The sequence below is a fragment of the Niveispirillum sp. GW835-FHT14G11 genome, assembly GCF_058793615.1.
The window spans coordinates 502120-523420 of record NZ_JBXAFZ010000001.1; the positions used below are offsets into that span (position 1 = coordinate 502120).

Consider the following 21301-nt stretch of genomic DNA (forward strand, 5'->3'; position numbering starts at 1 on the left):
AACAGGTGGGAGGACACCCATGCGCCGGTACATTTCTTTCCCAAGGATCGAGGGCGATGCCTCGCGCCAGGCCCATGCCGACCTGCCGCCCGGCACGTTCGAACGGGAACTGGGCCGGGAAGGTTTCTTTGGCCCGGCGACCCATATGTATCATCGCAACGCGCCCACCGGCTGGACCAGCTGGGAAGGTCCGCTGCGCCCGCGCGCCTTCGACCTGAACCAGTTGATCGAAGGCATGTCGGAGGGGCCGTGGGCGGCGAAGGAGGTGCTGTTCAACGCCCATTGCCGCATGCGCATGTGGCACTGCAACAAACCCATGGACCATCTGGCCCGCAATGGCGATGGCGACGACCTGATCTTCGTGCATGAGGGCGATGGCGACCTATTCTGCGACTATGGTCATCTGAGCGTGACGGCCGGCGATTATGTCGTGCTGCCCCGCGGTACCATGTGGCGCCTCGTCCCGGCCCGGCCGGTGACGGCGCTGCTGATCGAGGCCACGGGATCGATCTACCAGTTGCCCGACCGCGGCATCGTCGGCCCGCATGCGGTGTTCGACCCCGCCATCCTGGACACGCCGAAGATCGACAAGGCCTTCCTGGACCAGCAGGCCGATACCGGCCCCGGCAGTTCCTGGCGCGTGCTGGTCAAGCGGCGCGGCGCGATCAGTACGGTCACCTATCCGTTCAATCCGCTGGATGCCGTGGGCTGGAAGGGCGATCTGGCACCGGTGCGGCTGAACGTCAAGGATGTGCGGCCGCTGATGAGCCACCGCTATCACCTGCCGCCCAGCGCCCACACCACCTTCGTCGCCAACCGTTTCGTCGTCTGCACCTTCGCCCCGCGCCCGTTCGAGACGGACGAGGGCGCCATCAAGATTCCGTTCTTCCATAATAACGACGATTACGATGAGGTGCTGTTCTACCATGCCGGCGACTTCTTCAGCCGCGACAATATCAAGGCCGGCATGATGACCTTCCACCCGTCCGGCTTCACCCATGGGCCCCACCCCAAGGCGCTGGGCAAGATGCTGGTGCAGACCAAGCCGGCCACGGACGAATATGCCGTGATGGTCGATACCCGCGACGCGCTGGAGGTGGCGGGGATGCCCGACGGCGTGGAGAACCATGCCTATGCCGACAGCTGGCGGGTGAAGCCTTAAAGCTCGCTGCCCACGAAAATTACCCTATTGGAGTTCCCCCATGAAACTCGCCTCCCTGCAACAGGGCCGTGATGGCCGTCTGGTCGTGGTGTCCGACGACCTTTCCCGCTATGTGGCCGTGCCGGAGATCGCGCTGACCCTGCAACAGGCGCTCGACCATTGGGACAGCGTCGCCCCTGCGCTGGCGGCCGTGGCCGCGAAGCTGAATGGCAGTGAGATCGATGGACAGCCGTTCGATGAGACCGACTGTGCCAGCCCGTTGCCCCGCGCCTATCAATGGGCGGACGGGTCGGCCTATGTGAACCATGTGGAATTGGTGCGGAAGGCCCGCAATGCCGAGATGCCGCCCAGCTTCTGGACCGATCCGCTGATGTATCAGGGCGGGTCCGACAGTTTCCTGTCGCCGCATGACCCGATCCTGATGGCGGACGAGGCCTATGGCATCGACCTGGAAGGCGAGGTGGCCGTGGTCACCGGCGATGTGCCCATGGGTGTGACGCCGGAACAGGCCAGAGCGCATATAAGGCTGGTGATGCTGGTCAATGATGTGTCACTTCGCGGCCTGATCCCCAACGAGCTGGGCAAGGGTTTTGGCTTCTTCCAGTCCAAGCCCAGCAGCGCCTTCAGCCCTGTGGCGGTGACGCCCGACAGCCTGGGTGACGCCTGGGATGGCGGCAGGCTGCATCTGGCGCTGCTGTCATCGATCAACGGCCAGCCCTTCGGCAAGCCCAATGCCGGGGTCGACATGACCTTCGACTTCCCCACCCTGATCGCACACGCCGCCAAGACGCGGCCGCTGTCGGCCGGCACCATCATCGGGTCGGGTACGGTGTCCAACAAGGACCCGGATGGCGGGGCCGGGCGGCCGGTGGCCGAGGGGGGCCTGGGCTATAGCTGCATCGCGGAAATCCGGACCATCGAGACCATCCGCGACGGCAAGCCCACCACCCCCTTCCTGCGCTTCGGCGACCGGGTGCGGATCGAGATGCAGGACAAGGACGGCCGCTCCGTGTTCGGTGCCATCGATCAGACGGTGCGGAAATACGAAGCTTAAAGTCCCCGCAACCCGCCGCTGGCCCGGATCACCTCACCCGTGATCCAGGCCGCATCCGGCCCGGCCAGCCAGACGACCACGTTGGCGATGTCGTCGGGTTCGCCGATGCGGCCCAGGGCGGTGCGTTTGGTGATCTCCCCCTCGCGCGACCGGTCGCCGGATTTGAACCGGTCGGTGGCCGTCACACCAGGGGCCACCGTGTTGATATTGATGCCCAATGGCCCCAGTTCCTGCGCCAGCACGCCGGTCATGGCATGCACAGCCCCCTTGGACGCGGCATAGACCGACCGCAGCCCCACGGGCATGTCGGTGATGACGCTGCCGATATTGATGATGCGCCCGCCGCGCCTCATCGCCTTCGCCGCTTCGCGTGCCAGCAGCAGCGGTGCGGCGGCATTCACGGCCAGGACCTGGGCCAGTTCCTGGGCCTTGATCTCCTGGATGGGGGCGAAGCGGCCGGTGCCGGCATTGTTGACCACGATGTCGGGCACGCCCAGCGCTGCGGTCACGGCGGTGAACAGGGCAACGGCCCCGCCCGTATCCGACAGGTCGGCCAGATCCGCCTGGAAGACTTGGGCGCGCACGCCATGGTCCGCGCGGCAGCGGTCGGCCAATGCTTCCGCCGATTGCCGGTGCGATCCGTAATGGATGGCCACATCGGCGCCATCACGGGCCAGCCGTTCGGCGATGGCCGCACCGATGCCGCGCGAGGCGCCGGTGACCAGTGCTATCCTGCCTTCCAACGGACGGGCCATGGCCCTTCTCCCCCTTCAACCCCTGGCCGGTGATACCAGAGATGCAGCTCCACACCTATTTCCGATCGTCCGCCGCCTATCGCGTCCGCATCGCGCTGGCATGGAAGGGCATCGAATGGCACCCGGCCTATGTCCATCTGCTGAAGGATGGCGGGCAGCAGAAGGGGCAGGCCTACCGGGATATCAACCCGCAGGGGCTGGTGCCGACCCTGGTCGATGGCGACGCTGTGATCCCGCAATCGCTGGCCATCCTGGAATATCTGGAGGAAAGGCACCCGACACCAGCCCTGCTGCCGGCCGATCCCGCGTCACGAGCGAAGGTGCGGGCCATGGCGCTGGCCGTGGTGGCGGACCTGCATCCGCTGAACAATCTGCGGGTCCTGAACTATCTGCGCGGCCCCTTGGGCCAGGGGGAAGAGGGCGTGAAGGCCTGGATCGCCCACTGGACGGCGGAGGGGTTCGCGGCCCTGGAGCGGATGGTCCAGGGTCCGGATTTCTGCATGGGCGGGGTCCCGACCTTCGCCGACCTGTGCCTGGTGCCGCAGATGTTCAACGCCCGGCGATTCGGGGTGGATCTGGCGGCCTATCCCAAGCTGGTTTCCATCGACGCCCATTGCCAGACCTTGGAGGCGTTCCAGGTGGCGGCGCCCGGGCGGCAGGGGGATGCGGAATAGGGAAACCTTCTCCCTCCATGGGGGGAGGGAGAAGGTAAATGCCCAGCCCTTATCGCGCCGGCTCGTCCGACACCTGCAAGGCCAGCTTGCCGGTGTTGCCGCCGCTGAACAGCTTGGCGAAGGAGGTGAGGGTGTTTTCCAGCCCCTGGTCCAGCTCGACCTTCCACTTGATCTTGCCCTCGGCCAGCCATGGCCCCATCTCGGCATACATCTCCGCCATGCGCGGTGCGTAATCGAGCACCAGGAAGCCTTCCATCCGGGCCCGGCGGCTGACCAGGACGGACAGGTTGCGCAGGCCGGTCGGCGGCTCGGTGGCATTATACTGGCTGATGGCGCCGCAGAACGGGATGCGGCCCTTGATGTTCAGCAGGCTCAGCGCGGCCTCAGCGATCTCGCCGCCGACATTCTCGAAATAGATGTCGATGCCATTGGGCACGGCGTTCTTCAGCGCCTTCTGCCAACCCTTCTCCTTGTAATTCACGGCGGCGTCATAGCCCAGCTCACCGGTCAGCCAGGCGCATTTGTCGGCCGAGCCGGCGATGCCGACGGCGCGGCAGCCCTTCAGCTTGGCGATCTGGCCGACCAGCGATCCCACGGCCCCGGCAGCGGCGGAGACCACGACCGTCTCCCCCTCCTTCGGCCGGCCCACATCCAGCAGGCCGAAATAGGCGGTGGCCCCGGTCATGCCCAGCGGACCCATATAGGCCAGCAGCGGCAGGCCCGGAATATTGGGCACCCGCCCGAAGGAGGCGCCGTCGGCCACGACATAATCGGCCCAGGCACCCATGCCGGTGACGATGTCGCCGACCTTGAACTTGGCATGGTTGGACTGGTCCACCACGCCCAGTACCAGGCCGCGCATGGTGGTGTTCAGCGGCACGGCCGGCAGGTAGCTGTCATATTGCATCCACACCGCATTGGTCGGATCCAGCGACAGATAGACCGTGCGCACCCGGATCTGGCCCTCGCCCGCATGGGGGGCCGCCTCCTCGCGCAGGGATAGAACCTCGCTGAAATTGCCGCCCTTGGGACGGTCCAGCAGCAGCCAGTGGCGGTTGATCGCGTCGGACATGTCATCCTCCCCTTGATACGTTTTGGATCATTGGGCGCCAGCATCATTCAAACGCGCGTTCGATTCAATCGCGATTTTCGTCCGATCGTTCGAAAATCCGGATCCGGGATGGCCTCTGCAGCGGGTTGTCAACCCAAGGGTGTTGGCGCAACATCATCCTAGCAGAGAAACAGCGAGAAGCCCTTTCAATCAAGGGCCGGGTGGGGGGATGGGTTTCCTTTTGCCGAGTTTCGACGAGGCCACGGAAAGGCGTTTCGACGTCTGGCGGGCCTCGCGCCTGAACGATGCCCTGCTGGCGCCGGTCGCCATCGGCGCCCTGGCCATGTTCAGCTTCCTGCTGTGGGACTGGCTGCTGGACCCGACGCAATTCCTGGCCTGCCTGATCATCCGCGGCTCCGGCACCATCATCATGCTGTGGTGCGCCTGGAAGCTGCTACGCACGCGGTCGACGCCCACGGAACTGCGCTGGATCGGCATGCTGGCCGTGTCATCGGGCACCGTCTCCATCGCGCTCAGCCAATATCTGCTGAAGGACGGGTTCCTTTATGGCCCGGCCGGGCTGGCCCTGTTCCCCACCGTGTCGGCGGTGGTGGTGACGCGGGCGCGGCAGGTGCCCTTGTTGAACCTGCCCGGCTTCGCGGTGGTCGTGGCGCTGCTGCTGCTGAAGGGGGTGGAAGGGTTCGCGCTGTTCAATGTGCTGGCCTTCGTGGGTACCGGCGTCTTCGCCTCCGGCATCCTGGCCCTGGCGCTGGAGCGCACGGCCCGTTACGGGTTCCGGCTGGAACTGAAGCTGGAGGAACAAGCGCATATTGATCCGCTGACCGGCGTTGCCAACCGCCGCCGGCTGGAGGATGAGGCCAAGGGGGAGGTGGAGCGCGCCCGGCGCTTCAACCGGCCCTTGTCGCTGATGATCCTGGATCTGGATCAGTTCAAGGCCATCAATGACCGCTATGGCCACCCGTTCGGTGACAAGGTGCTGCGCGCATTGGCCGACCTGGGCCGCGCCAATCTGCGCCAGACCGACCTGTTCGCCCGGGTGGGTGGCGAGGAGTTCGTGGTGCTGATGCCGGAAACCAACGCCTACGCCGCCGCACAGCTGGCCGAGCGACTGCGGGCATTGCTGGCCGCTACGCCGGTGACGGACGGGGAAATGTCGGTGACTGCGACCGTCAGCGTCGGCATCGCCACCCATGGGCCGGAGGCCCCGACGGTGGAGGCGATGATGGCCCTGGCCGACAAGGCGCTTTACGTTGCCAAGGCGCAGGGCCGCGACCGTGTGGTGATCGGTCGCGCCAGCATGGACAGGGGAACGGAACCGGGTACTCTGACGCCGTAAAGCGCCCTTTCTACCCGAGCCCGGAGGAACCGAACGATGGATTTCGCTACCGCCGATCTGGTCGATGCACATGAAGCCGTGATCGCCAGCTGTTCCCTGCAATTGCGCAATCTGGGCGGTCATGCCCGCTTTGCCGGACCCATCCGCACCGTGCGCTGCCATCGCGACAACGCCCTGCTGAAATCGATCCTGTCCACACCCGGCGACGGTGCCGTGCTGGTGGTCGATGGCGGCGGGTCGCTGGCATCGGCCCTGGTCGGCGACATCATCGCCGCCCTGGCCGTGAAGAGTGGCTGGGCCGGGATCATCGTCAATGGCGTCATCCGCGACAGCGTCGCCATCGGTGACCTGCCCCTGGGCGTGAAGGCGCTTGGCACCAACCCGTTGAAAAGTGCCAAGACCGGAGCGGGGGAGGCGGATGTGACCGTTGCTTTCGGCGACTGTACCTTCATCCCCGGCCAGTGGGTCTATAGCGACGAGGATGGCGTGGTGGTGTTGCCGGAGAAGGCGTGATCAAGCCGCCTGGGCCACGGGCGGCAGGGCGATGGCCTGTACCTCGCGTACCAGGAAGTCGATCAGGGGTTGGATCGGGCCGTCCTTGGCCCGTTCCTCCCCGAACACTGCCGTTTCCACCGGCTCCAACGCCGGGAACCCTTCCGCCGGGCCCAGCACGCGCAGGCCCGGCACCAGGGCGCCCGCACCCAGGCAGGTCACGCCCAGCCCGGCCAGGGCCGCCGCCCGCACCGCCATGAACGACCCGCTGGCATAGGTGGTGCCCCAGGGCCAGCCCATCCGGTCCAGGGCGGCCACGGCGCGGGTGCGATAGATGCAGGGGTCGGGCAGCAGGCACAGCGGCAACGGTCCGTCGCCGGCGTCATGGCGCCAGTCGGAAGCCGCCACCCACACCACGGGTTCGCGCCACAGGAAGCGCCCCTGCGGCCCCGTCTCGTTGCGCTTGGCGATGACCACGTCCAGCCGGCCGTCGACGATCTCCTGCACCATGTCGCTGCCCAGGCCCACGGAAACCTCCAGCCGCACGCGCGGATGGGCGCGGCGGAAGCGGGCCAGCAGCAGGGGCAGTTGCTCCGGCGCGAAATATTCCGCCACCCCGAACCGCACCAGGCCCGACGCATCGGGGGCCAGCAGCCGCGCCACCGTCTCGTCATTCAAGGCCAGCATCCGGCGCGCGTAGGACAGCAGCAATTCCCCCTCCGCCGTCAGGGTCATGGCACGCCCCGTACGGTCGAACAGGGCTCGGCCCAGCACCGTCTCCAGCCGCTTGATCTTCATGCTGATCGCCGATTGCGTGCGGTGCAGCCGCTCTGCGGCGGCCGTGAACCCGTCATGGTCGATGATGGCCACGAAGGCGCGCAGCGCGTCGATATCCAGGTCGGTACCATGGGAAGACATCATCAAAATCCTTGATCATCTCGATCAATATAATTCGTTTCCGTAATTCATCCGTCAAGCCCATCCTGTCCTCATGAACGGGGCGATGCCCCGCACCGATGGATGGAGAGACCAAGATGAAGGCGTTGTTGCTGACGGATTTCGGCGGCGTGGAGAATTTCAAGCTGGCGGAGGTTCCCACGCCCGTGGCCGGCCCTGGCCAGGTGCTGGTGAAAATCCATGCCGCCAGCGTCAACCCGGTCGATACCAAGATCCGCAAGAATGGCCGCGCCATCGCCCCAGCCCTGCCGGGCATCCTGGGCTGCGACATGGCCGGTACGGTGGTGGCACTGGGTGAGGGCGTGACGGGGTTCGACGTGGGACAGGCGGTGTATGGCTGCGTGGGCGGCGTGACGGGGCTCCAGGGTACCTATGCCGAATATGTGGCGGCCGACGCCCGCCTGCTGGCCCCCGCCCCGGCAGGCATGTCGCTGCGCGATGCTGCCGCCTTGCCGCTGGTCACCCTGACGGCTTGGGAGGCGCTGGTGGACCGGGCGCGGGTGAGGCCGGGGGACAAGGTGCTGATCCATGGCGGGGCCGGCGGGGTTGGCCATGTCGCCATCCAGATCGCCAAGGCCCGGGGTGCCCATGTCACCACCACCGTGTCATCCGACGCCAAGGCCGACCTGGCCCGGTCGCTGGGGGCGGACGAGGTGGTGAATTACAAGACCGAATCGGTGGAGGCCTATGTGGCCCGCCTGACCGGCGGTGCCGGCTTCGATATCGTGCTGGATGCCACGGGCGGCAGCGACATCGCCACCAGCTTCGCCGCCGCCCGCTTCAACGGTCAGGTGGTGACCATTGTTGCCGGCTATAGCGCCGACCTGTCGCCCATGCATGGCAAGGGGCTGAGCCTGCATGTGGTCTTCATGCTGCTGCCCATGCTGCATGACCATGGCTTCGCCATCGACCGGGTGCATCAGGGCCAGGTGCTGCGCAAGGTGGCGGGTACGCTGCGACCGCTGGTCGACCCCACCCGTTTCACCCTGGCCGATGTCGGTGCCGCCCATACGCGGCTGGAGGAGGGTAAGGCCCAGGGCAAGCTGGTGATCGATATCGTTTGACGTCATTTCCCAGCACCCTCAGGCGCCGGGCGGGGGGCCTCCCGCCCGGCATTTTGCGTTACGGCCAGACCCGTATCTCCGGCGCCGGCATCCGTCGCCGCGCCATCCCCGTCAGCGGCTCCAGTTCGAAGCGGAAGCCGGGCCCCGCCGCATCCAGCACGATCAGGCGCGGTTTCATGCCCGCGAACAGGGCCAGCAGCACCGCCGCCCGCCGCTTCTTCCAGGCCGGATCGGCCATCCGCCCGTCTGCATCCAGGATCAGACCCGGCGTCCCCTCATCCGCCCGCGCCGGCGGCAGCGGCCACAGCGTCACGCCCGCCGGTATCGCCCCCGTCGGCGCCATTCCGCCCCAGGCCAGCATCACCGCCTCTCCGCCTGCCGCCAGGCTTTCCGCCATGTCCAGCCGTGCCGCCGCCTCGCCCGGCCGCATCGGCTGAGCCCGGAACAGGATGGGGTGGGGATGGCGGGGCAGGGACATTGGGTGTGGGGCTGGACAGCGGGGCCGTGATGTTGCACCACTATGACAACAAGGTGCCACCTCGCAAAACCGGCGCCGCAGGGAGGTGAAACATGATCGCCAGCCTGACCGCGCAGGTCGAGGCGCTCCGGCGCCTGCCCCTGTTCAAGGATGTGGAGACGCCGCAGTTGAAACTGCTGGCCTTCACCAGCGAGACCGCCTGTTTCAAGGATGGCGACGCCCTGTTCCGCCAGGGCGAGGAATCGGATGCCGCCTATGTGATCCTGGACGGCCGCGTCGATATGGTGATCGACACGCCCGGCGGGCCGATCGACCTGGGTACCTTCGCCGGCAGCGGCATCATCGGGGAGGTCTCCATCCTCTGCGACCGGCCGCGCATGGCGACCGCCTTCGCCGTGGGACCGGTGGGTACCCTGCGCATCGGCCGCGACGGCTTCTTCCGGCTGATGGAGGAGTTTCCCCGCATCGCCCTGCCCATGCTGCGCGACGTGGCAAGGCGCCTGGAATTCATGACCGTGGAACTGAGCCGCGCCAAAGGCTGACCCCTACCGGATGACTTCCCTTGATGGGCCTGGCTTTGGCATAAGGGCGGTTGCAACCGCCTGAAACGGGAAGGGAACACCATGACCCGTCGCCTGCTGCCGCTGCTGCTGCCGCTTTATCTCGCCGCTTGCTCGACCAACCCGGTCACGGGCGACCGGCAGTTGACGGGCCTGATGCCGCCGGAGAAGGAAGCCGCCATCGGCGCCCAGCAACATCCGGAAATGCTGAAGGAATTTGGCGGCCGGTATGAGGATGCCAGGCTGCAGGCCTATGTCGACAAGCTGGGCCAGTCGCTTGCGGCGAAGACGGAGATCGCCAGCACCCGCTATACTTTCACCGTGCTGGACAGCCCCATCGTCAATGCCTTCGCCCTGCCCGGCGGCTATGTCTATGTCAGTCGCGGCCTGATGGCGCTGGCCAATAGCGAGGCGGAACTGGCCGGCGTGGTCGGGCATGAGATCGGCCATGTCACCGCCCGCCATTCCGCCGACCGCTATGGCCGCGGCGTCCTGGCCCAGGGCGGGGCGGTGCTGGCCGGCATCTTCCTGGGCCAGGGGGCCGGACAATTGGCGCAGCAGGGCGCACAGGCAGCATTGGCCAGCTTCTCGCGCGGCCAGGAACTCCAGGCCGACAATTTGGGCATCCGCTACATGACGGCCGCCGGCTATGATCCCCGCGAAATGGCGGGGTTCCTCTCCTCCATGGGACGCCATGCGCAACTGGAGGCGCTGTTGGCCGGGCAGCCGGGCAAGGCCGACCGGTTCAGCTATCTCCAGACCCATCCGCCCACGGGTGACCGGGCGGAACGGGCATCGGCCGCCGCGTCGCTGACGCCCGGTGCCAGCTATCTGATCCGTAATGAAGATTACATGCGGGCCATTGACGGCATGATCTATGGCGACAGCCCGGCCCACGGCTTTGTGCGGGGCCGGGTCTTTGCCCATACCGGGCTGGGCATAAGGTTCGAGGTGCCGGACGGCTTTCGGTTGCTGAACAGCGATCAGGCGGTCATCGGTCTGGGTCCGGATGGGTCGCAGATCGTGTTCTCCGACGCGCCGGCCCAGGGCGCCTACAGCGCTGGTGATTACATCGCCACTGTCTGGGCCAAGGGGGCGCCGCTGGCCGATGCCCGCCCCCTGACCATTGATGGGCAACCTGGGGCCACTGCCATCACCCGCCTGTCGGGTCAGAACGGTCCCGTCTTCGCCCGGCTGGTCGCCATCGCGGGCAACAACGGCCGCTATTACCGCTTCCTTCTGACGGCGCCCTGGGATCGGGCGGAACGGCTGGATGGCGGCTTCATGGGCACGGTCCAGGGCTTCCGCCGCCTGACCGCCACGGAAAAGACCAGCCTGAAACCCTATCGGATCAAGGTGGTGCAGGTGAAGCCGGGACAGACGGTGGCCGGCTTCGTGGCCGCCCAGCCGCTGAAGGATCATGGCGAGGAACGGTTCCGCGTCCTGAACAACATCCCGCCCGGCACCGAGCCCCGGCCCGGCCTGTGGGTGAAGACCATTATCGAGGGGTGACGGGGGGCCGGTGGTTGCCGGCTGACCGACGCTCCTGTACCCTCCGGCGCCCATGAAGAACCTGCTGACCCTTCCCGCTTGTGAAGAGACGACGGCCCGCAAGGGCCGGATGCGTCTACCCATTGCCGTGGTCCTGACCTTGGGCCTGGGCGGGCTGATGCTGGTGGCCGTGGCCAGCGTCTTCTGGCTGGGTGTCCAGACATCGGGCCGCAACACCTACAACCTTCTGGCCGACAAGGCCGAACTGGCCATGAACATGGCCGAAGCGCGGGTGCGTGCCCAGTTGGACCCGGCCCGCAACCAGGTCGATTACCTGACCAACATGCTGGCCACCGGCCAGGTGTCGATCGACGATACCGAACGACTGAAGTTGGTTGTCCGGGGGGCGCTGGCCGCTACGCCGCAGGTGGCCGGAATCGGCATCGTGCGTGCTGATGGCGACACCCGGATGATCGGTGCCGCCCGCGCGGGTGATACCGGCACATCCCTGTCCATGGAACAGGCGGACGACGCGGCGAAGATCCTGGCGGATGTGCTGCGGACCGGGTCGGCCCATTGGGTCGACCCCGTTTGGGCGGAGGAGATCGAAACGACAGTGATGCCCGTGCAGGGGCCGCTGCGCCGCGACGGGCAGTTCCTCGGCGCCATCGCCTCGGTGGTGGGCTTCAATGGCCTGTCGCGCTTCCTGCGCGATGCCGACCGCGATGACGACCTGACCAGCTTCATCCTGTTCGACGATCATTATGTCCTGGCCCACCCGGCCCTGGCTGAACGCAAGTTCGACTTCTCCAAGGTCAAGGACCGCCCACCCTTGCCAACCTTGGAGGAGGTGGGCGATCCCGTGGCGACCGCCATCTGGTCCGTCGTCGGACCGGACGGGGTGGGCACCAAGCTGGCCAAATGGAACGAGGGCAAGAAGGTTGAAACCAGCCTGGACGAACGGCGCAGCGACCTGCAGTTCCGTCAGGCGGAGGTGGATGGCATCGACTATTTCTATCTGCTGCGCACTATTTCCGATTATGGCGAGCATCCCTTCACCCTGGTCGTGGTGATGCGGGAGGAGGATGTGGACCGCGAGTTGGAACGGTTCCAGCATCTGCTGGTCGTCGGCTTCTTCATCCTGATCGCCTCGGTCCTGGCCGCCATGCTGGTGGGCAAGATGATCAGCCGGCGCATCCGCCTGCTGTCGGGTGCCGCCGTGGCCCTGCGCGACCTGGATTTCCAGAATGTGCCGCGCCTGCCCGACAGCCGGTTCCGCGAGGTGGCGGATGCCGCCGCTGCCTTCAACGCCATGGTCAGCGGCCTGCGCTGGTTCGAGACCTATGTGCCCAAGTCGCTGGTCCTGCGCCTGATCCGCCGCGACGGCGCCCAGTCGGAAATCCCGTCGGAGGAGCGGGAGGTGACGGTGTTGTTCACCGATATCAAGGGTTTCTCCGCCATGGCGGAGAAGATGTCGCCGCAGGACACGGCCGACTGGCTGAACCGCCATTTCACCCGCATCGCCGCCTGCATCGAGGCGGAGGGCGGCACGGTGGACAAGTTCATCGGCGATGCCGTCATGGCCTTCTGGGGTGCACCCGACGAACAGCCCGACCATGCGTCCCGCGCCCTGCGCGCCGCCCTGTCCATCGCGCAGGTGGTGAAGGAGGAGGCGGAGGAGGCCCAGGCCGCCGGCCTGCCGCCCGTCTGCCTGCGCGTGGGTGTGCATTCCGGCCCGGTCATCGTCGGTAATATCGGGGCGGCAACCCGCATCAACTACACCATTGTCGGCGATACGGTGAATACCGCCGCAAGGCTGGAGGCGCTGGGCGGGGAGATGATGGGCGACGAATGCTATGTCGTGCTGGTCAGCGACGACACGGTGCGGGCCGCAGGCTCCTGCACCGTGGACATGCCGCTGACCCCGATCGGCGCCTTCTCGCTGCGGGGCCGCGCGTCGCTGGTCGATGTCTGGCGGCTGGTGGTGCCGTCGTAAGGCGGCACCCGGTGCTTCCAGGGAACAACACAATCAGGCCGGCGACCGCCGGCCCGGCGCTCGTGCGGCGTAAGCCCAAGCCGCCGGATGGCGGCGCCCGGCGCCTCCAGGGAACAACACAATCAGGCCGGCGACCGCCGGCCCGGCGCTCGTGCGCCGCGAGCCAAGCCGCCGGATGGCGGCGTCCGGCGCCTGAGGGACTACACAATAAGTTGCAGACGTGTAAATTTTACGCGACGAAGCTGCTTAACCCATTGAGCTTTTACTGGACTTCGGCCAGCCTGATATGAGGGAAACCGACGGTCGGAGGGCGGGCGCATGGGCGCGGAAAGCTGGCGGTTATGGCCGGCAAAGGCCTTGCGCGCGGCGACGGACCTGTTCCTTCCCGCCGCAATGCGCGCCCATGGATTCGACGAAAAGCAACTGCTGCGCGCCCGCGCCTTCATCCGCATCACCCTGTTGATCCTGGTCGGAATCCTGGTGCTTTATGGCATCTGGGCGGTGAATGAGGGACCGTTTGATCCGGTCAGTCTGGCTTGGGCCGCCTACGCGCTGCTGGTCGGCGGCAATCTGGTCACGGTGCGGCTGTCGGGCCGTTTCCATCAGGTGACCATTGCCAACAATCTCGCAGGTCTCTGCCTGATCGCCATCCTGCTGCATTACACGGGCGGCGTGGCCTCGCCCCTGGTGCCGCTGTTCCTGACAGGAGTGGCGACGACCGGCAATTTCGGCGGCAACCGCGCCATCCTGTTCTTCTTTACCGGCTTCCTGGCCGTCATTGCCGGCACTTATGTCTGGCAGTTGCATGTCGGCGATGCCCCGGCCGACATCCACAGCCGATTCGCCTTCCTGCTGACCGCCTTGGTGCTGCTGGTCCTGGCCAACCTGTCGGCGCAGTCGGCCCGCACCAAGACGCGGCGCATGCTGCAACAGGCCCGCGATGCGGCGATTGAGGGGCGGCGGCGGGCCGAGCAGGCACAGGTGGCCGCGGAAAAGACCCTGGTCGACCTGCGCGAAACCCAGTCACAGATGATTTTGCAGGAAAAGATGGCCAGCCTGGGGTCGATGGTGGCCGGCGTGGCGCATGAGGTGAATACGCCTGTGGGGCTGGCGGTCACCGGTGCTTCCCAGTTGCGGACGGAGACGGCGCGCATCCTGGCCCTGGCGGCCGACGGGCAGCTGCGGCGTTCGACCTTCGACGAATATCTGTCGGTGGTGGACGAACTGGCCACCCTGATCGAGAAGAACGCCACCCGTGCGGCGGAGCTGATCCAGTCTTTCAAGGAAGTGGCGGTGGACCAGTCGTCTGACGCCCGCCGCCCCTATGATTTGCGGGCCTATGTGGCGGAGGTGCTGGCCAGCCTGGCGCCCCGCATCCGCCATGCCGGCCACAAGGTGGAAATGGCGGTGCCGGACGGGGTCGAGATGGATGGCCATCCCGGCGCCATGGCCCAGATCATCACCAATCTGGTGATCAATTCCATCATGCATGCCTATCCGGACGATCGGCGTGACGGCACCCTGCGCCTGGCGGCCCGGCTGCTGGATGATGACATGGTGGAACTGGCCTATAGCGACGATGGGCAAGGCATTCCCCGCGACCTCTGGCCCCGCATCTTCGAACCCTTCTTCACCACCCGTCGCGGCACCGGCGGATCGGGCCTGGGCCTCCACCTTCTTTACAATATTGTCACCGTGCGCATGGGCGGTACGGTGCGCGTGGCGGCGGCACCGCAGGGCGGGGCCCTGTTCACCCTGGTCTTCCCGCGGGTCAGTCCGGGAAGACCTGAGCATGATGCAGCGCAATAATGCGGTTGTGTCAGGGCTGGTGTGGACCCGTTGCTTGCACGCCCCCGCCGCTTCCGCCTAAGCTTGCCCTCGTGATGGCGACAAGCCGGGGCCGACACCGGACCCGACACGTTTGAGGAGACGAACCATGGTCGAAGTGGTAATTGCCGGTGCGGCCCGCACCCCGATCGGCGCGTTCAGCGGCGCGCTCGGGTCCGTGCCCGCGCACAAGCTGGGCGAAGTGGCCATCCGCGCCGCACTGGAGCGTGCCAAGACCGACGCGGCCGAGGTTTCGGAAGTGGTGCTGGGTCATGTGCTGACCGCCGGCCTGGGCCAGAATCCGGCCCGCCAGGCCGCCATCGCCGCCGGCATCCCGGCCGCCCGCACCGCCTATGCCATCAACCAGATCTGCGGCTCCGGCCTGCGCGCCGTGGCCCTGGGTTACCAGTCGCTGCTGCTGGGCGATACTGATGTGGTGGTGGCCGGCGGGCAGGAGAGCATGAGCCTGTCACCCCACAGCCTGTTCCTGCGCGGCGGCACCAAGATGGGTGACGCCGCCATGATCGACACCATGATCAAGGACGGCCTCTGGGACGCCTTCAACGGCTATCATATGGGCCAGACGGCGGAGAACGTGGCCGCCAAGTATGGCATCACGCGTGAGGAACAGGACGCGTTCGCTGCCGGCTCCCAGAATAAGGCCGAGGCCGCCCAGAAGGAAGGCCGCTTCAAGGATGAGATCGCCGCCGTCACCGTCGCCGGCCGCAAGGGCGACGTGATCGTCGACAGCGATGAATATCCCAAGCATGGCACCACGCCTGAGACCCTGGCCAAGCTGCGCCCGGCCTTCAAGAAGGACGGTTCGGTCACCGCCGGCAACGCGTCGGGCATCAATGACGGGGCAGCAGCCCTGGTGCTGATGCGCGGCGACAATGCCGCCAAGCGCGGCGTGGCCCCGTTGGCCCGCATCGCGTCCTGGGCTACGGCCGGCGTCGACCCGTCGATCATGGGCACCGGCCCCATCCCGGCCAGCCGCGAGGCGCTGCGCAAGGCGGGCTGGTCGGTGGACCAGCTGGACCTGATCGAGGCGAATGAGGCGTTCGCGGCCCAGGCCATCGCGGTCAACCGCGACCTGGGCTTCGATCCGGCCAAGGTCAATGTCAATGGCGGCGCCATCGCGCTGGGTCACCCGATCGGCGCCTCGGGCGCCCGCGTGCTGGTCACGCTGCTGCATGAGATGATCCGACGCGATGCCAAGAAGGGGCTGGCGACCCTGTGCATCGGCGGCGGCATGGGCGTCGCGCTGTGTGTCGAGCGCGACTGAGGCCACGTTTCAGCGGGGGTGCCAAAAGCACCCCCGTTCGCTTTCAGGGTGCGGACCCCTGAGGCACGTCAAGGCGACGCAACGCCGTTAGTATATCATTCAGTTATTTTCAGCAGGCCGAAGGCCAAACCAACGGGGGAAACAAATGGCACGAGTGGCATTGGTGACGGGTGGCACGCGCGGCATCGGCGAGGCGATTTCGGTCGCGCTGAAGGATGCCGGCTATATCGTCGCCGCGAACTATGGCGGCAACGATCAGGCTGCCGCCGAATTCACCGAACGCACGGGCATCAAGGCCTACAAGTTCGACGTGTCGGACTTCGACGCCGTGAAGGCATCAGTGGCGCAGATCGAGGCGGAGCTGGGTCCGGTCGAGGTGCTGGTCAATAATGCCGGTATCACCCGCGACGGCGTCATGCACCGCATGAATTTCGAGCAGTGGAACGCCGTCATCCAGACCAACCTGTCCAGTTGCTTCAACACCTGCCGCGCCGTGATCGACGGCATGCGGGAGCGCAATTTCGGCCGCATCGTCAATATCGGCTCCATCAACGGCCAGGCCGGCCAGTATGGCCAGGTGAACTATGCCGCCGCCAAGTCGGGCATCCATGGCTTCACCAAGGCCCTGGCCCAGGAAGGGGCCGCCAAAGGCATCACGGTCAACGCCATCGCGCCCGGCTATATCGATACCGACATGGTCCGCGCCGTGCCGCCCAATGTGCTGGAAAAAATCGTCGCCAAGGTGCCGGTGGGCCGCCTGGGCCAGGCCTCGGAGATCGCCCGCGGCGTGCTGTTCCTGGTGGCGGACGAGGGCGGGTTCATCACCGGCTCGACCCTGTCCATCAATGGCGGTCAGCACATGTATTGATTGGGACCAGGTGGGGCTGCGGAGCGGCCCCACCATGCCTTCTTGGGGACAGTCAGCATGGCATTGGCCGACCAGTACCGCCGTGATGGCTGGGTGAAGGTGCCCGGTCTGGTTGATCCGGCGCTTATCGATACATTGATGGCAGTCTACGCGGAAGACCTCCTGCAGAGCGCTTCCAGGTTCTTTCGGCAGAACACCAACCGGTATGAGCCGAATCGCATCGATGCGCACGGCCACGTCACCAATTCCTTTCTCGATCCGCACCATTACAAGCGCGTACCCCGGGTCCGCCAGGGCGTTCTGAACATCCTGTTCGATCCCGCATTGAAGGCGGCGCTGGCGGAGGCGACGGGCCATCGCAGCCTGGACCTGATGCAGTCAATGCTGTTCGACAAGAACGCCGCCACCCCGCCGCATCAGGATTGGTGGTATCTGGACAGCGTGCCCAATGGCCAGTTGGCCGCCGCCTGGATCGCCCTGGAGGATATTCCCGCAGAAGCGGGCCGTTTCTATTTGATGAGCGGCACGCATGAGATGAAGCTGCATGACGACCTGCGATCATTGCGCCATGACACTTGGCTGGCTTTGATGAAGCGGCATGTCGACAGTCATCCGGAGGCTGTGGATGCGCCCGAGATGCGCAAGGGCGACGTCATCATCTGGAATTCCCGCACCATCCATGGCGCGCTTCCGACCCAGGACCCGGCCCTGTCGCGCAAGTCGCTGACCGCGCATTACCTGCCGGAAGGCATGGCCTTCGGAAACCTGTTTCTCGCCAAGGATTGGGTTGCCTTCACAGAGGACGGTCCCTATCGGTACTTCGCCAATCAGCCTGAATACAGCTTGCGGGCGGACATGATGGCCCGGCTGAAGGTGGCGATCTATGACAACCCCACCTTGATGCGCCTTGCCCGCTCGGCTCAGCGGATGCTGCGCCGGGTTTGAGTGTGGGATCGGCGGGAGGATCACGCCCCCGCCCGGCCCAACGCCTCCATGCGTGTCACCAGCCGATCTCGCCTTTCCCTGGGCATGTTTTCCACCATGCCGATCAGCGTGTCGGCATTCGGCCCCAGCCCGGCGAAGCCCAATACGTTACGTTTGAAGCTGCGCACCCCATGCGACAGGAAGTACAGCCGGTACAGCAAGGCTGGCATCCCCATGGTGACGATGCTGCGCGTGCTGCGCCCGGACAGCCGGCGGGGACTGGCGAAGCCCTTGTCTGGTTCCGCCAGCAGGAAGGACGGGCGCGCCACCTGTTCCAGGAAGGCCTTCATCAGGGCCGGTACATCACCCAGCCAGAGCGGGAACAGAAAGACCAGATGGGTCGCCGACAGGATGGCCGCCTGTGCCGCCTGGATATCGGGTGGCACCTCACCTTCCTCCCAATCCTGCTTGGATCGGATCAGGGGGAAGGTCAGCGCGTTCAGGCGCAGCAGTTCGGCCGTGTGCCCACCGGCCGCCGCCCCATCCAGATAGGCATCGGCCAGCAGGTCAAGCAGATGGCCGTTGCCCGCGTCGGGATGGCCCTGGATCAAGGTGATGGTCGCCATGTCGCAAATCCCCTCCGTCTTGCATCCAGCCTCAGGATAGGATCGTCCCGTTGTCCCGCGCCTTGATGCGGGTCAAGCGATATGGACGATCATCAATCTTTTCACCGGAAAACACCATGCCCCATCCCGCCCCCACCCATCCGCGCGTCGGCGTCGGCTGCCTCGTCTGGAAGGACGGGCAGGTGCTGCTGATCAGGCGTGGCAAGCCACCCGGCTATGGTGAATGGTCGCTGCCCGGCGGCAGCCAGGAACTGGGGGAGACGCTGTTCGAAGCGGCGGAGCGGGAAGTGAGGGAGGAAACCGGCATCACGGCCCGTGCCCGGTCCATCCTGACCGCCGTGGACAATATCGTGCGCGACGCCGAGGGCGTGCTGCGGTTCCACTATACCATCGTGGACGTCACGGCCGACTGGGTGTCAGGTGATCCCGTGCCGGCCGACGATGCGCTGGATGCCCGGTGGGCGACCCTGGCCGAGTGCGAGGCGCTGGTGGCCTGGGAACCGCTGAAACAGGTTCTGCGCGCGGCGTTCGCGGCCTGATCCGCCTTCCTACACTTCCCCTTCCGGATGGAACATATAGCCCGTGCCGCGGATGGTGCGGATATATCCGGGATGGTTGGGGTTGATCTCGATCTTCTTGCGCAGCCGGGTGATGCGCACATCGATGGCGCGGTCGAACGGTTCGGCCCGGCGGGTATGGGCCAGTTGCAGCAGCTCGTCCCGGCTCAGCACCTGAAGCGGCCGCTGCACCATGACCGACAGCAGGTCGAATTCCATGGCCGTCAGATCCACGATCCGCTCGTCCGGCACATGCACCAGCACCCTGTCGTCGCGCTTCAGCAGCCAGGGGCCGAAGCGGATATGCAAGTCCGAGGCGGCCGGTTCCGGCGGACGCGGCGCGGCGCGGCGCAGGACGGCGCGCACCCGCGACAGCAGCTCCCCCATGTCGAACGGCTTGCAGATATAGTCGTCCGCGCCTAAGTCCAGCCCGGCGCTGCGGTCGCGGGGGCTGGTGGCGCCGGTGACGATAATGATGGGCGGGCTGTCCACCCCACGCCCGCGCAGCCATTCCATAAGCGTATAGCCATGATCATCCGGCAGGCCGATATCCAGGATCACCAGATCCGGCCGCCTTTCCGCCATATGGGCGCGAAAACTGGCGCCGTCGCAGGCGGTGATGATGCCGAACCCCTGGCCGGCCAGGAATTCGGCCAGCATGTCCCTGACCTCGCCGTCATCCTCGACGATGGCAATCGTCTGCGCATCCATGCCCGATCCAGCGTTGGAAATTGGTTAACGGGATTTGCTCTATGACGAGTCACCGCCGCCGTCAATGGCCATGAAGTGTGCGCCAAGCGAAAGCGGCCCGCCGGAGGGGCGGGCCGCATCGCAGAGACAGCATAAAGTGCCGTGTCACAAACCCGCCGGCGGCAGGGTCAGGCAGTTCTGGCCAGACTTGGACAGTTGGGCGCAGGCACGGCGCGCCGTCTTCTCGTCCAGGCCGGTCAGGCGGGCGCGGTACAGCGTGCCGCGGGCCGTGGACACTTCCATCAGGTGCGGGGTGGCGGCATCCAGCAGGGTGCCGGCCTTCTGCGTGGCCTGGTTCACGGCCCGCTGGCTCTGGCCCTTGTCGTTGAAGGCACCGACCTGGATGGCCCAGCCGCCATTGGCCCGCGACGTCGGGACGCTGCCGGCGACGGCCATGGCCGGGGCGGCGTTGGCGGTGCCGATGATGCTGTCCGACACGGCAGCGACCATGGTTTCCGCCGGTGCGGCCGGCTTGGCCCGGGTCTTGGCCTTGGCCGGCTGCTTGGACTGGTTGCTGGCCACCAGCATCGGGGCGGCGCGCTTGCCGGAGAAGGCGTCGTCCAGCAGGTCGGCCATATGGTTGTCGCGCCAGGTGCCGGTCTGGCCGCCAAACACGATGCCGATCAGCCGCCGCCCGTCGCGCACGGCCGAGGCCGCCAGATTGAAGCCCGAGGCGCGGATATAGCCGGTCTTCAGCCCGTCCATCCCCTCATACCGGGCCATCAGCCGGTTATGGTTGCGGTGGACAGCCCCCTTGTAGGTGAAGGAGGTGGTGGAGAAATACGGGTAATATTTGGCATGGTCATAGATCAGGCTCTGCGCCAGCCGCGCGAAATCACGGGCCGTCGACAGCTGCCCGGCATTGGGAAGACCGGAAGCGTTGCGAAAGGTGGTGCGGGTCATGCCCAGCTGGCGCGCCCGGTTGGTCATCATATTGGCGAACTTCGCCTCCGTGCCGCCCAGCGCTTCGGCCAGGACCACGGCGCAATCATTGGCCGACTTGGTGACCAGGGCCTGGATGCACTGCTCCGCCGTGACCGTTTCGCCCGGCCGCAGGCCCAGCTTGCTGGGTTCCATGTTGGAGGCATGCTGGGAGACGGGCAGGGGCTGGGTCAGGCGGATCTTGCCGGCATCCAGCGCATCGAAGACCAGATGCAGGGTCATCATCTTGGTCATGCTGGCCGGGAAATTGCGGGTATCGGCGCTGGCCTCGTGCAGGACCTCGCCGGTCTTGGCATCAATGACGATGGAGGCATATTTGGCCAGGGCCGCGACGGGGGTGGCGACGGCCACCAGGGCCGCCAGGGCGACAGCTGTCACCATCTTGCGGGAATGGGCCGTCGAACGCCGCCAGACCGTCGTGAACGCCATGC

The 21301-nt window shown here is 66.3% G+C and carries 21 protein-coding genes; 14 read left to right on the forward strand and 7 right to left on the reverse strand.

What is annotated here, in order from left to right:
- Positions 1-19 precede the first annotated feature (19 nt).
- Together AC1Q7F_RS02520 and AC1Q7F_RS02525 are read left to right on the forward strand one after the other, a co-directional pair.
- Positions 20-1162, forward strand: a complete 1143-nt coding sequence (locus AC1Q7F_RS02520; RefSeq protein WP_492503459.1) for a homogentisate 1,2-dioxygenase — start codon at positions 20-22, stop codon at positions 1160-1162.
- 40 nt (positions 1163-1202) lie between these two features.
- Positions 1203-2216 carry a fumarylacetoacetate hydrolase family protein gene (locus tag AC1Q7F_RS02525; RefSeq protein WP_492503461.1) on the forward strand — a complete coding sequence of 338 codons (1014 nt, stop codon included), beginning with the start codon at positions 1203-1205 and terminating at the stop codon, positions 2214-2216.
- On the opposite strand, the gene AC1Q7F_RS02530 is transcribed toward AC1Q7F_RS02525, so the two are convergent.
- Entirely contained in the window at positions 2213-2971 is a 759-nt protein-coding gene (locus tag AC1Q7F_RS02530; protein ID WP_492503463.1) for an SDR family oxidoreductase, read from the reverse strand. The two genes, AC1Q7F_RS02525 and AC1Q7F_RS02530, sit on opposite strands and share 4 nt — an antisense overlap.
- A gap of 41 nt (positions 2972-3012) precedes the next feature.
- On the opposite strand from AC1Q7F_RS02530, the gene maiA reads away from it, so the two are divergent.
- On the forward strand, positions 3013-3645 hold the full coding sequence (gene maiA / locus AC1Q7F_RS02535) for a maleylacetoacetate isomerase (protein WP_492503465.1): 633 nt from the start codon (positions 3013-3015) through the stop codon (positions 3643-3645).
- A 49-nt stretch (positions 3646-3694) separates the two neighbouring features.
- Here maiA and AC1Q7F_RS02540 read toward each other — a convergent pair whose 3' ends face one another.
- Entirely contained in the window at positions 3695-4717 is a 1023-nt protein-coding gene (locus tag AC1Q7F_RS02540) for an NADP-dependent oxidoreductase (protein WP_492503467.1), read from the reverse strand.
- Positions 4718-4925: 208 nt separating this feature from the next.
- On the opposite strand from AC1Q7F_RS02540, the gene AC1Q7F_RS02545 reads away from it, so the two are divergent.
- Together AC1Q7F_RS02545 and rraA are read left to right on the forward strand one after the other, a co-directional pair.
- On the forward strand, positions 4926-6053 hold the full coding sequence (locus AC1Q7F_RS02545) for a GGDEF domain-containing protein (RefSeq protein ID WP_492503469.1): 1128 nt from the start codon (positions 4926-4928) through the stop codon (positions 6051-6053).
- A gap of 36 nt (positions 6054-6089) precedes the next feature.
- On the forward strand, positions 6090-6566 hold the full coding sequence (rraA, locus tag AC1Q7F_RS02550; RefSeq protein WP_492503471.1) for a ribonuclease E activity regulator RraA: 477 nt from the start codon (positions 6090-6092) through the stop codon (positions 6564-6566).
- On the opposite strand, the gene AC1Q7F_RS02555 is transcribed toward rraA, so the two are convergent.
- Entirely contained in the window at positions 6567-7463 is an 897-nt protein-coding gene (locus AC1Q7F_RS02555; RefSeq protein WP_492503473.1) for a LysR substrate-binding domain-containing protein, read from the reverse strand.
- 116 nt (positions 7464-7579) lie between these two features.
- Between AC1Q7F_RS02555 and AC1Q7F_RS02560 the strand changes: the two genes are divergently transcribed.
- Positions 7580-8566 (forward strand): zinc-dependent alcohol dehydrogenase family protein, encoded by a 987-nt coding sequence (locus AC1Q7F_RS02560; protein WP_492503475.1) that lies wholly within the window; start codon positions 7580-7582, stop codon positions 8564-8566.
- A gap of 58 nt (positions 8567-8624) precedes the next feature.
- Here the strand turns inward: AC1Q7F_RS02560 and AC1Q7F_RS02565 are convergent, their stop codons facing one another.
- Complete coding sequence (locus tag AC1Q7F_RS02565) at positions 8625-9044, reverse strand: hypothetical protein (RefSeq protein ID WP_492503477.1); 420 nt, start codon at positions 9042-9044, stop codon at positions 8625-8627.
- A 92-nt stretch (positions 9045-9136) separates the two neighbouring features.
- On the opposite strand from AC1Q7F_RS02565, the gene AC1Q7F_RS02570 reads away from it, so the two are divergent.
- The 7 genes from AC1Q7F_RS02570 to AC1Q7F_RS02600 all read left to right on the forward strand — a co-directional run bounded on the left by AC1Q7F_RS02570 (position 9137) and on the right by AC1Q7F_RS02600 (position 18016).
- Positions 9137-9586: a cyclic nucleotide-binding domain-containing protein gene (locus AC1Q7F_RS02570; RefSeq protein WP_492503479.1), complete on the forward strand. Its 450-nt coding sequence runs from the start codon at positions 9137-9139 to the stop codon at positions 9584-9586.
- A gap of 81 nt (positions 9587-9667) precedes the next feature.
- Entirely contained in the window at positions 9668-11116 is a 1449-nt protein-coding gene (locus AC1Q7F_RS02575; protein WP_492503481.1) for a M48 family metalloprotease, read from the forward strand.
- Between the two features lie 52 nt (positions 11117-11168).
- On the forward strand, positions 11169-13091 hold the full coding sequence (locus tag AC1Q7F_RS02580) for an adenylate/guanylate cyclase domain-containing protein (RefSeq protein WP_492503483.1): 1923 nt from the start codon (positions 11169-11171) through the stop codon (positions 13089-13091).
- 318 nt (positions 13092-13409) lie between these two features.
- Complete coding sequence (locus AC1Q7F_RS02585) at positions 13410-14900, forward strand: sensor histidine kinase (RefSeq protein ID WP_492503485.1); 1491 nt, start codon at positions 13410-13412, stop codon at positions 14898-14900.
- 127 nt (positions 14901-15027) lie between these two features.
- Entirely contained in the window at positions 15028-16203 is a 1176-nt protein-coding gene (locus AC1Q7F_RS02590; protein ID WP_492503487.1) for an acetyl-CoA C-acetyltransferase, read from the forward strand.
- A gap of 145 nt (positions 16204-16348) precedes the next feature.
- The gene (gene phbB / locus AC1Q7F_RS02595) at positions 16349-17071 is read left to right on the forward strand and encodes an acetoacetyl-CoA reductase (RefSeq protein WP_492503489.1); all 723 of its coding nucleotides are present in this window, start codon (positions 16349-16351) and stop codon (positions 17069-17071) included.
- A 57-nt stretch (positions 17072-17128) separates the two neighbouring features.
- Positions 17129-18016: a phytanoyl-CoA dioxygenase family protein gene (locus AC1Q7F_RS02600; RefSeq protein WP_492503491.1), complete on the forward strand. Its 888-nt coding sequence runs from the start codon at positions 17129-17131 to the stop codon at positions 18014-18016.
- A gap of 20 nt (positions 18017-18036) precedes the next feature.
- Here AC1Q7F_RS02600 and AC1Q7F_RS02605 read toward each other — a convergent pair whose 3' ends face one another.
- Positions 18037-18621: an NAD(P)H-dependent oxidoreductase gene (locus AC1Q7F_RS02605; RefSeq protein WP_492503493.1), complete on the reverse strand. Its 585-nt coding sequence runs from the start codon at positions 18619-18621 to the stop codon at positions 18037-18039.
- Between the two features lie 116 nt (positions 18622-18737).
- On the opposite strand from AC1Q7F_RS02605, the gene AC1Q7F_RS02610 reads away from it, so the two are divergent.
- Positions 18738-19160: an NUDIX hydrolase gene (locus tag AC1Q7F_RS02610; RefSeq protein WP_492503495.1), complete on the forward strand. Its 423-nt coding sequence runs from the start codon at positions 18738-18740 to the stop codon at positions 19158-19160.
- 9 nt (positions 19161-19169) lie between these two features.
- On the opposite strand, the gene AC1Q7F_RS02615 is transcribed toward AC1Q7F_RS02610, so the two are convergent.
- Both AC1Q7F_RS02615 and AC1Q7F_RS02620 read right to left on the reverse strand, forming a co-directional pair.
- Entirely contained in the window at positions 19170-19889 is a 720-nt protein-coding gene (locus AC1Q7F_RS02615) for a response regulator transcription factor (RefSeq protein ID WP_492503497.1), read from the reverse strand.
- A gap of 144 nt (positions 19890-20033) precedes the next feature.
- Positions 20034-21299: a D-alanyl-D-alanine carboxypeptidase gene (locus AC1Q7F_RS02620; protein WP_492503499.1), complete on the reverse strand. Its 1266-nt coding sequence runs from the start codon at positions 21297-21299 to the stop codon at positions 20034-20036.
- Positions 21300-21301: the final 2 nt, after the last annotated feature.